The 12984-nt window shown below is 39.3% G+C and carries 13 protein-coding genes and 1 riboswitch; of the genes, 12 read left to right on the top strand and 1 reads right to left on the bottom strand.

Translation table 11 applies throughout. The features are described from left to right. The first annotated feature begins 25 nt into the window (after positions 1 to 25). From FNZ24_RS14320 to FNZ24_RS14300, 5 genes are all read left to right on the top strand, one after another. Positions 26 to 1258 carry a hypothetical protein gene (locus FNZ24_RS14320; RefSeq protein WP_153915418.1) on the top strand — a complete coding sequence of 411 codons (1233 nt, stop codon included), beginning with the start codon at positions 26 to 28 and terminating at the stop codon, positions 1256 to 1258. A gap of 219 nt (positions 1259 to 1477) precedes the next feature. Next, positions 1478 to 2110 carry a LuxR C-terminal-related transcriptional regulator gene (locus FNZ24_RS14315; RefSeq protein ID WP_153915417.1) on the top strand — a complete coding sequence of 211 codons (633 nt, stop codon included), beginning with the start codon at positions 1478 to 1480 and terminating at the stop codon, positions 2108 to 2110. Continuing rightward, positions 2107 to 2706, top strand: coding sequence for a curli production assembly/transport protein CsgE (locus tag FNZ24_RS14310; protein WP_228768498.1), 600 nt, complete (start codon positions 2107 to 2109; stop codon positions 2704 to 2706). Before FNZ24_RS14315 ends, FNZ24_RS14310 begins: the two co-directional genes overlap by 4 nt. Before the next feature lie 14 nt (positions 2707 to 2720). Continuing rightward, entirely contained in the window at positions 2721 to 3128 is a 408-nt protein-coding gene (locus tag FNZ24_RS14305) for a curli assembly protein CsgF (protein WP_153915416.1), read from the top strand. Positions 3129 to 3130: 2 nt separating this feature from the next. Further along, positions 3131 to 3982: a CsgG/HfaB family protein gene (locus FNZ24_RS14300; protein WP_153915415.1), complete on the top strand. Its 852-nt coding sequence runs from the start codon at positions 3131 to 3133 to the stop codon at positions 3980 to 3982. Between the two features lie 127 nt (positions 3983 to 4109). On the opposite strand, the gene FNZ24_RS14295 is transcribed toward FNZ24_RS14300, so the two are convergent. Then, positions 4110 to 5867 carry a M61 family metallopeptidase gene (locus FNZ24_RS14295; RefSeq protein WP_153915413.1) on the bottom strand — a complete coding sequence of 586 codons (1758 nt, stop codon included), beginning with the start codon at positions 5865 to 5867 and terminating at the stop codon, positions 4110 to 4112. Between the two features lie 226 nt (positions 5868 to 6093). On the opposite strand from FNZ24_RS14295, the gene hinT reads away from it, so the two are divergent. From hinT to FNZ24_RS14260, 7 genes are all read left to right on the top strand, one after another. Further along, positions 6094 to 6450: a purine nucleoside phosphoramidase gene (gene hinT / locus FNZ24_RS14290; RefSeq protein WP_153915411.1), complete on the top strand. Its 357-nt coding sequence runs from the start codon at positions 6094 to 6096 to the stop codon at positions 6448 to 6450. A gap of 10 nt (positions 6451 to 6460) precedes the next feature. After that, a complete protein-coding gene (locus FNZ24_RS14285; protein WP_153915409.1) occupies positions 6461 to 7471 on the top strand; it encodes a PaaI family thioesterase in 1011 nt (336 codons plus the stop codon). A gap of 59 nt (positions 7472 to 7530) precedes the next feature. Next, on the top strand, positions 7531 to 7920 hold the full coding sequence (locus tag FNZ24_RS14280) for a YcfL family protein (protein WP_153915407.1): 390 nt from the start codon (positions 7531 to 7533) through the stop codon (positions 7918 to 7920). A 217-nt stretch (positions 7921 to 8137) separates the two neighbouring features. Further along, a riboswitch (TPP riboswitch) is annotated at positions 8138 to 8248 on the top strand. A 117-nt stretch (positions 8249 to 8365) separates the two neighbouring features. Beyond that, positions 8366 to 10552 carry a TonB-dependent receptor gene (locus FNZ24_RS14275; RefSeq protein WP_153915405.1) on the top strand — a complete coding sequence of 729 codons (2187 nt, stop codon included), beginning with the start codon at positions 8366 to 8368 and terminating at the stop codon, positions 10550 to 10552. 146 nt (positions 10553 to 10698) lie between these two features. After that, a complete protein-coding gene (locus FNZ24_RS14270; protein WP_153915403.1) occupies positions 10699 to 10959 on the top strand; it encodes a YkoF family thiamine/hydroxymethylpyrimidine-binding protein in 261 nt (86 codons plus the stop codon). A 120-nt stretch (positions 10960 to 11079) separates the two neighbouring features. Beyond that, on the top strand, positions 11080 to 11823 hold the full coding sequence (pnuC, locus tag FNZ24_RS14265; protein ID WP_153915401.1) for a nicotinamide riboside transporter PnuC: 744 nt from the start codon (positions 11080 to 11082) through the stop codon (positions 11821 to 11823). Positions 11824 to 11881: 58 nt separating this feature from the next. Continuing rightward, positions 11882 to 12982 carry a phosphotransferase gene (locus FNZ24_RS14260; RefSeq protein WP_153915399.1) on the top strand — a complete coding sequence of 367 codons (1101 nt, stop codon included), beginning with the start codon at positions 11882 to 11884 and terminating at the stop codon, positions 12980 to 12982. Positions 12983 to 12984 lie beyond the last annotated feature (2 nt).

Genomic DNA, 12984 nt, shown 5'->3' with positions numbered 1-12984 from the left:
TTAATTAGTAAAGGGAAAGACGAAGATGAAATATTCAAAATTAGCATTGTTAATATCTACTGCTGTTCTAGCTACTTCGGTTCATGCTGGTGACAATACTTCTACTGTTAACCAATCTGGCACTAATCAAACTGCTACAGTTAATCAAACTGTAAATAGTGACTTCAATGTATCAACCGTTGATCAAATGGGCGATTCAAATGTTGCAACTGTAGATCAAACTGAAACGGCATACTCTACAGCTTTGTTAACCCAAGATGGTGTTGGAAATATTGGCTCTATTTCTCAACATGATACTGCAGATACATCAACTGCGACCATTAACACTGTCGGTGACAATAACCTAGCAGGAATTGAACAGGGTGTTAATAATGGCGATTTTGCTCAAGCAATGATTTTTCAAAACGGTTCAGATAACGAAGCTGGTGTACTTCAAGACAGTGCTGACGGTTCTTATTCAAACATTACTCAGTCAGGGGATATGGACGGAGCGGTAACATTTAACGTGCAGTCTGATTATGCCGTTGCAACTATTACTCAAAACGGTGGTGGTGCGGGTATGAATCGTGGTGCGATTGTTCAAGTCATTTCAAACTCCGCTTCGGCAAGCATAGATCAAACTGGTACCTCAAATGATGCCTTCATTGGTCAGCGAACTGATAACCACGATGTTGGTGTAGGTACAGATGATACTATGGCTATGATTGTTCAAAATGGTGAAGGTAATGTCGCAGCCGCAGCACAAGAATTTTCATTATCAAATTATGCATCTATAGACCAAACTGGTTCTAGCAACTTAGCTGGTACATACCAAGCTGCTGACAATAATGATGCGGTTGTAATGCAGGATGGTATGGGTAACGAAGCTGGCGTTGAGCAGACCGGTCCAGATAATGATACTTATGTTTCTCAAACTGGTACTGATAATGTTGCTATCTCGATTCAAGCTGGTATGAATGACGAGGTTGATATTGTCCAAACTGGTGATTTCAATATGGCTGATGTTTACACGGAAGATATGGACACTGTTGTTTCAGTCACTCAAGATGGCGAAGGTCATGAATCATATGTCGACTCAAGCTTTGGCGATACCAACGACGTTATGGTATCACAAGCGGGCGAAGGTCACTATTCTGATGTGTGGGTTGATGCAGGTTCAGGTAACATGGTTTCTGTGACACAAACTGACATGTATAACAGCTCCATGGTTTACTCAACAGGTTCAGGTAACACAGCAACTGTTGTTCAGGGGATGTAGTACTTTAGTGTATTTTAGAGGGTGAAAACACCCTTTTGACTAATTGTTAACACCTTTGTTGCTTGATAATATTTATAAAGAGTTAGTGCAGTGAAGTACTAACTCTTTATTTTTTCACAGGTAATGTATATCTAATACTTGAGTTAAGTTAGGTAAACTTGTGAAAAAATATTATTGCATCTTCTCTTTTTATTCATCTAGTCACATGGAGTGTAATTAATGTTTAAAGTTGTTAATTGGATGATTGTCTCACGCTCTCAGTTATTAATTGATTTACTCGATTGTCGTTGGCCACAAGAGTTTCTTGTAAAACTTGCTAAAGCGTCACCAGCGACTATGAGTTCATTGTTGTCTTCTCAACAAATTACTCTAGTTGTGTTCGATTTAGCGACAATTGATTTACAGCAAGCTTATCAGTTACAAAAATTGATTGAACGTGAGCATTACACAGTGAAAACAGTTTTTCTTAACTTTCCCAAACAAGTTGATGCAAAGTTTCTAGTGCACCCTGCAACAACCTCTGGCGTTTTTTATAGTGACTCAGATTTAGCCGCAATCAGTAGTGGTTTTAACGAAATCTTGAAGGGAAGGAGTGTTATTCCTACAGATTTACATAAGTCCTTGATGAATGAAGTGACCGAAGATGAAAGCGAGCACCTTACTATTCGTGAAAGAGAAGTGCTTCAAGCTCTTTTATCTGGAAGTACTAACTTGGATATCGCAAATCAACTTTTTGTTAGTGAAAGCACGATTAAGACACATCTATATCGCGCTTTTAGGAAGATAGGTGTTTCTAGCCGTGGACAAGCAATTGCCTGGGCACAAACTCATATGCATGAGGTTAGAGTATGAGAAACATCAGTCTGATGTTTTATTTAATACTTATTTCAGCAGTTGTAAATGCTGAAACTAATGTTGTGGTTCAACCTTCAGTTAATAAGGTTAGTGTTAGCCAGAATGAAGGTAGAAGTGATAGCGCTATTGATCAGACTCAAGTTGAAAGACTAGAGAATGCTGACGCTCCAAAAACATCAGCAACTGATAAAAATTTACAAAAAAAAATACAAGCTAGGCCAATAGATATTAGTGATGCTATTCCAAGAACAGAAAATGACTTGATTGATGGACTTATTCTTAACAGAGCTATGACTAGGCTTGGGCACAGGTTTTACCGTGATTTTGTTAGCTCATATAGAGATATCGGCGGAGATACTAAACATTCAGGCATTACTGTAATAGAGCAAGCGACTGCAAGAAGTGGTAGCAAAATTTTAATTCAACAGAATCGTAAGACAATTTTCGTCACCTTCGTTTCTCCAATAAGCAGAAACATTGATGCTCAAGCAAGTTATGCAGCAAAGAAAGTGAACGCCACGATTAAAAAAGTTAATGAACGAGCATTATTAGGGAATTTTTTCGACCCAGATCTTGCTCCTGATGAAATATAGGCAGGGAACGCATAATGAAAAAACTATTGTTTATCTCAGCAACATTAATGTTTTCAGCTAATACAGTTGCAACACAACTCGTTTATACGCCAGTTAATCCAGCATTTGGTGGAAGCTATCTAAATGGTCAATATTTACTTAATAATGCTATCGCACAAAATGACCATACACCAGATGTTTCAGGAAGCTCCGGCTATGTTGCACCAACTGCTTTAGAGCGTTTAGCCAGTTCTTTAGAGTCGAGACTAATGACTCAGCTGTTTAATGATGCGGCAAATGGTAACGAAGGCTATTTAAAAACGGATGACTTTGAAATCAACGTTGTTAATGAAGACGGAACGCTATTAGTCCATATCACCGATGTTTTGACTGGCGAAACAACAGTGATTGAAGTCGGCGGCTTGGTGTCGACAGGAGGATAATTATGAAACGGATTTTATTAGCTGGATTAATATTAGGTTTGTCAGCATGCTCATCGGTTGATGATGAATTTGAAAATATTGATGCAACAAGCAGTTTAATGCCGAAAAGCGAAACTTATTATGATTTAACAAGTTTACCTTTTCCTCAAGGGGCCATGATAGCAGCTGTTTATGATTTTCGCGATCAAACCGGTCAATATAAACCAATCCCATCAAGTAACTTCTCAACTGCAGTTCCTCAGTCTGGCACCGCATTTCTCGCACAGTCACTGAATGACTCAGCTTGGTTTATTCCAGTTGAACGTGAGGGACTTCAAAATCTGTTAACTGAACGTAAAATCGTCAGGGCTGGTTTAAATGGTGATTCAAGTAAGTTGCCTCAATTAAACAGTGCTCAAGTGTTAATGGAAGGGGGGATAGTTGCTTACGATACCAATATCAAAACTGGTGGTGCTGGCGCTCGTTATCTAGGGATTGGTGCATCGGGTCAGTATCGTGTAGATAGCATCACAGTAAACCTTCGTGCGGTAGATATAAGAACTGGACGCTTATTAAGTAGTGTAACGACAACTAAGGCCGTAATTTCAAAAGAAATCACAGCAGGTGTGTTTAAGTTCATAGATACTCAAGATTTATTAGAAGCAGAAGTGGGTTACACCTCTAATGAACCTGTTAGCTTATGTGTAGCATCAGCTATTGAAAGCGCAGTGGTTCATTTAATTGCTGATGGTATTTGGAAAGGGGCTTGGAATTTGGGAGACCCAACCACAGGAATGCAAAACGAAACTCTGCAAAAGTATTGGTTAGAAGCACACAGTGAGTCTAAAGTCAGCGCGAGAATTAAACGCGGTTAAACATCACTGTATAAGTAAATTAAAAATAAAAGGTGCCATTAGGCACCTTTTTGTTTTGTCCGTATTAATGCTTGAGAGCTTTAATCTAGACGATGAGCATTTTCTAAATACTTTTTAGTCGTAATTCTCATAACCAGATTTTGAGTTTCTCTTGGTCTTGAACATCAAGACTTATTGTATCTTCAGTGGCTGCATGTATTGGCATTATTCCCTGCATTAGCTCATCACGTCTAAACCAGTGTAATAACACTTCATCACCTAAAGTCATTGTCTGCAGCTGCTTTTCGAATTGAGCATCTACCTGCAAATGATTAGCTGAAATTAATAAGTCGCCAGCACTTAATCCCGCTTGATGTGCAGGACTTTCTTGAGCAACAGTAAGAACTTTAAGGCCTATTGATTCAGGTTTGATTTTTGCGCCAAATGCAATTTCATAACCTTTAGTACCACCGCCGCCTAAATCCGTATTTCCGGCACTTGCTCTTAAGCGCATCGAGATACCTATTTTTTCCAGTAAAGGCGCTAGTGGGATATCTTGAGTATTTTCAAGGTAAGCAAATAAATCATCGCAATTTCTGTTTAACACGCTTTCGATAATTTGTTGGTGGGTATTCACCTCAGTACCAATGTCCTTAGCACCATGTTCGTTCCAAAGTGTTCGCATAACATCATCTAAGCTTTTTTCACCGTCTGTTTCTAAGCGGATTGTTAAGTCTAAAAAGAGTGCGAACAGTGCCCCTTTAGTGTAATAGCTGACGATGGCATTATTGGCATTTTCATCCTGTTTATAAAACTTGGTCCAAGCATTAAAACTTGATGATTTAAGAGTTTGCTTGAATCGACCTTGAGAGCGGTAAACCCGCGTCATGATCTCACTTAGCATGGTCAAATATTGCGTTTGGTCAACACAACCGCTGCGATAAGTCAGGAAGTCATCAAAATATGATGTAATGCCCTCATAAGCCCAAAGTTGCTCGGTGTAGGCTTCTTGAGATAAATCAAATGGGGTGAATTCAGCTGGTTTGATGCGCTTTACATTCCAGCTGTGAAAATACTCGTGGCTACATAGCGACAGATACACGCGATAATCTTTATTTACTTCGTGATCCATATCTGTTGGTAAATCTTTGCGTGAACACATAAGCGCAGTGCTTGAACGATGCTCTAAACCACCAAAACCGTTACCTAATACGGTGGTAAGAAATACATAGCGCTCAAATGGCGCAGTGCCACCAAACAGATTTATTTGATATTCGCAGATGGCTTTTAAGTCTTTGCATAAGCGTGGCATGGACGCACGATGTTTACCACTGAGGACAATATCGTGAGTGACGCCGCAAGCTTCAAAACTCTCGATTGTCAGGTCGCCCATTTCTACTGGGTGATCAATAAAGTCATCATAACTGTCAGCATAAAACTCACCAAAACCAAATTGCTCACCAGAAGTTCTTTTCATGCTGGTGGCTAATTTCCATTGACTCAACTCTTCTAGTGCTGGCTTATCAATGGTTAATGAGTGCTTGGTGTGTTCAAGTCCTTTAGCACATAAAAACACACTACTGCCGTTAAAAAAGCCATGGGTGGTGTCTAAATGGGCAGAACGAACCGATAAATCCCAAGCATAAACTTGATAGCTAACTTTAATGAAACTGTCATTGTTGAGACATTGCCAAGTTTGCTTATCTAACTGGGTTAACTCAATCTGTTGTTCATTTTCATCAACTGCTTTTATATCGATGAGATTTCTAGCGAAATCACGGATCATATAGCTGCCAGGTAACCAAGAGGGCAAAGAAAGAATTTGTTGTGGTGTTGCGGTGCTAATTGTTTGAGTAACTTCAAATAAATGCGCTTTAGGATCGATAGCAATGATGTGATAATGCATGAACAATTTCCAAGTAAGTTGGTGTTGCTAAAAAGAAATGCAAGCTAGAAGAGTGTTAATGCTGCCAAAATCACTGCCAATGTGCAAATGCATCTGTACAAGATGACAAATTCTAAAATGCATATTCACTGGAGTGACAAAGGGAGGAGTTGATACTATAAGATAATCTAGCTTGAGCTCACAGTGACAGGCTTCACCCTACAAATAATGATAAGGATGATTACCCATGGCCGAAGAAACCATTTTCAGTAAAATTATTCGCCGCGAAATACCTGCCGATATTTTATTTCAAGACGAGTTAGTGACAGCTTTTCGTGATATTTCACCTCAGGCTCCGACACATATTTTAATTATCCCTAATCATCTAATTCCTACCGCCAATGACATCAAAGCATCAGACGAGTTAGCCTTAGGCAGAATGATGACTGTAGCTGCAAAGTTAGCCGATGAAGCAGGTATTGCAGAAGATGGTTATCGATTAATCATGAACTGTAATACACATGGCGGACAAGAGGTTTACCATATTCATATGCATTTAGTGGGCGGCAAACCATTAGGTCCAATGCTTAACCATGCAGGATAACGCTGGCGAAATGAAAATAAATAGTGATTTTTTCCCACTGACAGAAGTGGCGACTCGCTTCGTTAATCAATTGGCACAATGCCGCCGGTTAAATATCAGTGTCCTTGAGGCAAGTGAGCACCATGTCCTACTTGAACTGCCATATAGCCAAGATATTATTGGCGATCCTGACACTGGTGTCATTCATGGCGGGGTAGTGACAACCCTAATTGATACGGCTTCTGGCACTTGTGTGGTCAGCGCCATTCTAGAGAAATACCAGTCTCTTGAAATATCGCCAACATTGGATTTGCGTGTTGATTACATGAAGCCTGCTGACCCCAATAAACCTGTTTATGCTATTGCTGAGTGCTACCGATTATCAGCCAATGTTGCTTTTACAAGGGCTATTGCCTATCAAGACAGTGTCGATGATCCAATTGCCCATGCAGTGGGTTCATTTATGCGCATTAGTCCTGAAATGGTCGGTGAAGAATTTCGCCAGGCTTTAATGGGGGACTCTAAAACTATAGCTGAGCCAACCTGTAGTATTAACAACACTTGTGAATCAATCACGCCAATTGCAGATTCGTTTGCGGCGGATGATTTAAATGTTCATGATATTGTGAAACGCGCCATTGATCTCAATGACTATAGTTATTTATTGGCAAAAGTACCTTACACTCAATTTATAGGCATGAGTGTTAACCGTTTCGGCGATGAAATGGTGTTTAAATTACCTAAAAAAGACGACAATATTGGCAACCCTATTTTACCTGCGATTCATGGTGGAGTGATTGCAGGTTTTATGGAAATGTCGGCTATTGTGCAGTTAATGGTATTTATGCAGGCTAAAAAAGTACCTAAGATAATCGATTTTTCAATTGATTATTTACGAGCGGGTCTACATCAGGATACCTTTGCTGAATGTAAAATCACTCGTCAGGGGAGAAGAGTTGCTCACGTTACTATTAACTGTTGGCAAACCAACAGAAAGCAATTAATCGCCACAGCCAGAGCACACTTTTTGTTGGATCAGTAGACTGGTTGTAAATCTATACTGTGCTCAATATTGCAATTACATTATCAAGAGGATGAATGATGAAGCTTTCAATAGTCGTCGTAACGATAGTATTAATGATGTCTGCATGTGCTAATCACACTGCAGGCGTATCCGCGGGTTCAAATGGAGAAACCCGAATAGATAATTCCTCTTTTGCTAGAGAAGTTGCTGTTGAACAAGTTAAAGTGCGCACTCAGGGCGATTTATTGCAAGGTTCTGCGCTAATACTTAGTAAAGTGGGATCTGATTTACGACTGCAGTATAAATTCACTTGGTATGATGTCAGTGGATTTACCATTGAAGATGAAGCAACAAGCTGGAAATCATTAAAGCTTCACGGCATGCAGCAGATGCAAGTGTCGGCCGTAGCACCTAATGCCAATGCAACACGATTTGAAGTTTATGTTCGTAAAGCTTTTTCGAATTAAACTTAAAATGATTAGGGCCTGTTGATCTTCCAAGGCTATTTAAAACCCGAAGAAAATCAACCAGCAAAGTTCAATTTACGCTAATAAAAACACCCTCATTTGGGTGTTTTTTTATGCCTCAGTGACAGCGACTCGCGTGTGATGCAATTTTGTACTCAAATAGTTAATGAAAAGTTTTCAGTAATAGTGTCGTACTTAAGTTGAATCGTTTATAATCCGCCTCGCCAAGGGGTGTTAGCTCAATAATGAGCTAACTGAGATGTTTAATTACAAACCCTTAGAACCTGATCCGGCTAATACCGGCGTAGGAATGGGCTGCATTATTCATCGTTAAGACAATATTTTGAAAGCGCGATTATACAAGCGTGAATACACAAAATAGTCACTAATGCACATCACTAATTCACTATGCTTGCCGGATCTCAAAATTATTATTTGAGGTCCTATGTCTTTATTTAAATCTAAATCGCCCGTTGCGATTGCCATTTTAGCTGCTTTGTCTTCTTCAGCTGTTGCACAAACTGAAAATCTTGAGCGTGTTTCCCAAACTGAAGAAAAAATGGAAGTGATTGTTGTTAATGCAGATTTTGGCAACATTGAGCTTGAAAAAGCGCCTTCTAGCGTGACAGTTATTGATAGCCAGCAATTACAAGACGAAGGCGCTCAACATTTTGAAGATGTGTTGAACTCTATTGCCAACTTTAACTGGTCTGGCGGCAGCTCTCGCCCTAAATATTTCCAAATTCGTGGTGTTGGTGAGCAAGAGGAATATCAAGGTGCACCGAACTCCTCAGTTGGCTTTATTGTTGACGATATTGATTTATCTGGCATCGGCATGGTTTCAAGCATGTACGATATGCAACAAGTTGAAGTATTACGTGGACCGCAAGGCACGCAATACGGTGCTAATGCTTTAGCGGGTTTAATTTATTTAAAAAGTAATGATCCAACTGATGTGTTTGAGCACGGTGCTCAAGTGTCAATGGGTGATGACGACTTACAAACTTTCTCTGGTTTTAGTTCTGGTCCCTTATCTGACTCAGGTAAATTGTTATACCGTGTATCTCTAGAACAGCATTCTCAAAATGGTTATCGCGACAATACCTACCTGGAGCGTGAAGACACTAATGCACGCGATGAATTTACAGCTAGAGCCAAATTACGCTGGTATGCAACTGATGATGTTCAACTTGATTTAACCTTATTACACGCGAATTTTGATAACGGCTATGACGCATGGACGTTAGATAATAATGGTTTCGAAACGATAACAGATGAGCCTGGTGTTGATAGCCAGAAAACTACTGGCGTTGGCTTAAAAGCGATTTTTACTCAGTTCGAGAAATTTGAACTCACGTCATTAACCTCATTTGCACAAACAGATCATCACCATAATTACGATGGCGATTGGGCTAACCCTGATTACTGGGCTTCAAAAGAATGTCCTGCTTATGATGAAAATTGGGTTGAGGTTGGTACAGAGCCATGTGTTTATGATTACACATGGGATAAAAAGGGCGATCGTAAAACGATTTCTCAAGAATTTCGTATTAGCTCAAATGAAGCAGGCAGAATCTTTAATGATTCGACTGATTGGTTAATGGGCTTATATGGCATGAACCTTAAAGAAGATAACAATTTGTATTCTGAATACAACGGCTGGCCAGATGAAGTTTTACAATCAGAATATGAAGCAACTAACTATGCCATTTTTGCTCAAACTGATACTCAGTTTGGTGATGGTTATGTATTCTCTGCAGGTGTTCGTTTAGAACGTCGTGAGAGTGAATACTCAGATAGCAATGGTGATGAGTTCGACCCAACTGAAAATATGTGGGGTGGTCATCTAGCTATTTCAAAAAGTCTAAATCAAGATCATAACGCCTACTTCAGAGTTGCACGAGGTTATAAAGCGGGTGGCTTTAACATGACCTTGCCGCCAGAACTGGCTGACAAGAAAGAATTTGATACCGAAATCTTATACAACTACGAGTTAGGTCTTAAATCATCTTGGCTAGATGGTGTTGTATCAACCAATATGGCGCTGTTCTACATGGACCGTCAAAATCAACAAGTGTCCGCATCCCAACAAGACCCAGACGATCAACAACGTTTCATTCTTTATACAGAGAATGCAGGCAGCGCCAAAAACTACGGTGCTGAGGCAGATTTTAAATATTACGCCACTGATAACGTACAATTCTATGGCAGTGTTGGCTGGTTAGAAACTGAATATGGTGATTATCAATATAATGATAAATACGGCAATGTCATCGACTTAACTGGTCGTGACCAAGCTCATGCGCCTAACTTTACTTACAGTGCAGGTATGAGTTATGTGAGTGACTCCGGTTGGTTTACAAACTTAAATGCTAGCGGTAAAAGTGACTTCTATTACTCAGATAGCAACGAGTCAAAATCAGATGCATATACTATATTTAATGCCCGTATCGGTTACGAGTCGCAAATGTGGTCAGCTTATTTATGGGGTCGTAACTTATTCGATGAGCAATACGGCGTCAGAGGCTTTTACTTTGGTAATGAGCCAGACTTAGATTGGGCAGACAAGCAGTATGTGCGTTTTGGTGATCCACGTCAGTTAGGTATTACACTTGATGTGAAGTTTATGTAGCGTTTACTGGTTATTGATAAAGCATAATTTCTTTAACAATAACAACAGTTTTAACAATATATAACACTGAAATACCGTCATGGTTTGCTATTTATTTGCTAAACTATGGCGGTATTTTTAATTCAAGATCCACAAAGGAAATCCTAATGAAACTAACCGCTGAAATCAGTATGTATCCGTTTAACGAAAACTATTTAGATCCTATTAAATGGTTTATTGGCCGAGTTGATAGCTATTCAAATATTGAAAGAAAAACCAACGCTATGGCAACCCAAGTTTGTGGCGAATATGCTGATGTGATGTCTATGCTTGCCGTTGAAATGGAAGCAGCACACCAAAAGTGGGGTAAAGCTGTTTTTGTGTGTAAGTTTATCGGTGGTGAATTAGATTTAACCCATACTGAGTAGTTCGCAAAGCACATTATTCAAACTCGTTCGAATAATGTAAGAAGATTAAAATCATCCAGTTCCAATAAGCCATTAGGATAATTCGTTAACCTATTTTTTGATTAAAAAGAAACCATTAATATGCTTGCAGAGATTTTTCAATCTATTCAAACCGCAATATCAGAAGCTTCAGCCATGACAGGGTGGGAAGCGATTGCAGTCATACTGGCCATTGCTTACTTAGTATTAGCGATGAGGACCAATATCTGGTGCTGGGCTGCAGCTTTTGTCAGTACTGCAATTTATACGGTGTTGTTTTGGAAAGTCTCATTATTAATGGAGTCAGTGCTTAACGTATATTACATGGCAATGGCCGTATATGGCTTTTGGTTGTGGCGTTATGGTCCTGCAAGTATTAATGGTTCTGCAAGTGTTAATAGTCCTGAAAGTGTTAGTGGTTCTGCAAGTATTAATGGCGCTGGCAATGAAAAAGAGACTGGTAATGTTAAAACTGCAGAGTTACCCATTATCAGCTGGTCGCTTAACAAGCATTTGATCATCATTGCAGTAACCACAGCGATATCACTTCTAGTTGGCTATTTTATGTCAACAAAGACAAGTGCGTCTTTTCCGTACCTGGATGCGTTAACCACTTGCTTTGCGGTAATGACTACCTACTTAGTCGCGAAAAAGGTAATTGAGAACTGGTACTATTGGATGGTAATTAATTCATTATCTATTTATTTATACCTTCAAAAAGGACTTATGCTGACCTCTGGTTTGTTGATTCTATATCTCTTTATGGCAGTCAGTGGCTACTTTATGTGGCGTAAAAAGATGCAGCAAGATAACCTTAATGAAGGCTTATCCCTTGCCAAGCAATAGTCATAAAAAGAAATAAATGTTGAGAAATCAATGAATAAAAATAGCCAATAAAGATTACATGAAACGTTTTAACCCTTGGTCTTTGCTACCTGCACAATTTAAAAACCTGTTACCCGCTAAACTGGTGATGGTGATAGCTGAAGAGTGCCTAGGAATTGAGAAGTTATCGGCAGGGTTAAGTAACACCAATTACCATCTTAAAATGGCCCATCAAGATTGGGTGCTTCGTGATAATAAAGATATTCAACAATGGTGTGATAGAGATAATGAGGTCACTTGCTGGCTAAGAGTAGAGTCGATTGGGTTAGCCCCTAAACTAATTTGGCAAAGTGATAACAAGCAGTTTTATTTAAGTGAGTACGTAAATCAGCAACCGATTGATTGGGCATCGAATTATGGTGAATTTGGGTTTAATACTCCGCAAAGACCTAGTGAAGATAAAAATCAAAAAATCGATAGCAATCATACAAAGCTTGAGCCAGTCGACCTATTATTGAACATGCTAAATCAGCTTTCGACTTTAGCATTACCACCAAAAGAGATTAGCCTAACGGCGCAATGGCTGGTTTATATAGAGTCACTAACTGAACTTTCCTTATTGCAATCAAGCTCTCTGCTGCAAACTAACTTGCAAAAAAAGAGCCCGCAACAAAATTGTCAGTCACAAAAAAAGCACTCACAATCCCTGCAATGGCATGAATGCTTTAAACAACTCACTAAGCTGCAATCTTCCATGGAGTCATGGCTTGCAGATCTTGAGTCTTGCTTGGTCAAACCTCAGTTCTGTCACCGTGATTTATCACCCTTTAATTTATTATTACATGAAGATAAATTGCACTGTATTGACTTTGAATATTGCGCAGCAAGTCATCCAATGTTTGATTTAGCCTCAGTTTTAGCCACACATCAATTAACAGATAAACAAGCTAATGAACTGAGTGAACAGTACTTATTTAAGCACCCAAACCTTAAACCTAATTCTATTCAGTACTTACCACAAATATATAACTGCTTTTGGGCGTTTGGCGCAGCGTGGGCATTAATGATGGCAGCAGAAGCTGAACCTTTTGATAAAGCCTTAGTTATTAATACTGATATCGCTGACGCAAAAAATTCATATTTTATCTTATTCAACAAATACCTATCTTTAATCTCATAAGG

Origin of the sequence: Shewanella sp. TC10 (genome assembly GCF_009663145.1) — a bacterium.
GTDB lineage: Bacteria > Pseudomonadota > Gammaproteobacteria > Enterobacterales > Shewanellaceae > Shewanella.
Note: the sequence above shows the minus strand (reverse complement) of the source record. Positions and strands in the feature narration are given on the sequence as shown.

What these genes read in the sequence shown, in the direction of transcription:
- hinT (WP_153915411.1), top strand. Translation starts at nt 6,094, where the DNA reads ATGGCCGAAGAAACCATTTTCAGTAAAATTATTCGCCGCGAAATACCT.
- FNZ24_RS14310 (WP_228768498.1), top strand. Translation starts at nt 2,107, where the DNA reads ATGAGAAACATCAGTCTGATGTTTTATTTAATACTTATTTCAGCAGTT.
- FNZ24_RS14270 (WP_153915403.1), top strand. Translation starts at nt 10,699, where the DNA reads ATGAAACTAACCGCTGAAATCAGTATGTATCCGTTTAACGAAAACTAT.
- FNZ24_RS14280 (WP_153915407.1), top strand. Translation starts at nt 7,531, where the DNA reads ATGAAGCTTTCAATAGTCGTCGTAACGATAGTATTAATGATGTCTGCA.
- FNZ24_RS14285 (WP_153915409.1), top strand. Translation starts at nt 6,461, where the DNA reads ATGAAAATAAATAGTGATTTTTTCCCACTGACAGAAGTGGCGACTCGC.
- FNZ24_RS14295 (WP_153915413.1), bottom strand. Translation starts at nt 5,867, where the DNA reads ATGCATTATCACATCATTGCTATCGATCCTAAAGCGCATTTATTTGAA.
- FNZ24_RS14275 (WP_153915405.1), top strand. Translation starts at nt 8,366, where the DNA reads ATGTCTTTATTTAAATCTAAATCGCCCGTTGCGATTGCCATTTTAGCT.
- pnuC (WP_153915401.1), top strand. Translation starts at nt 11,080, where the DNA reads ATGCTTGCAGAGATTTTTCAATCTATTCAAACCGCAATATCAGAAGCT.
- FNZ24_RS14260 (WP_153915399.1), top strand. Translation starts at nt 11,882, where the DNA reads ATGAAACGTTTTAACCCTTGGTCTTTGCTACCTGCACAATTTAAAAAC.
- FNZ24_RS14300 (WP_153915415.1), top strand. Translation starts at nt 3,131, where the DNA reads ATGAAACGGATTTTATTAGCTGGATTAATATTAGGTTTGTCAGCATGC.
- FNZ24_RS14315 (WP_153915417.1), top strand. Translation starts at nt 1,478, where the DNA reads ATGTTTAAAGTTGTTAATTGGATGATTGTCTCACGCTCTCAGTTATTA.
- FNZ24_RS14320 (WP_153915418.1), top strand. Translation starts at nt 26, where the DNA reads ATGAAATATTCAAAATTAGCATTGTTAATATCTACTGCTGTTCTAGCT.
- FNZ24_RS14305 (WP_153915416.1), top strand. Translation starts at nt 2,721, where the DNA reads ATGAAAAAACTATTGTTTATCTCAGCAACATTAATGTTTTCAGCTAAT.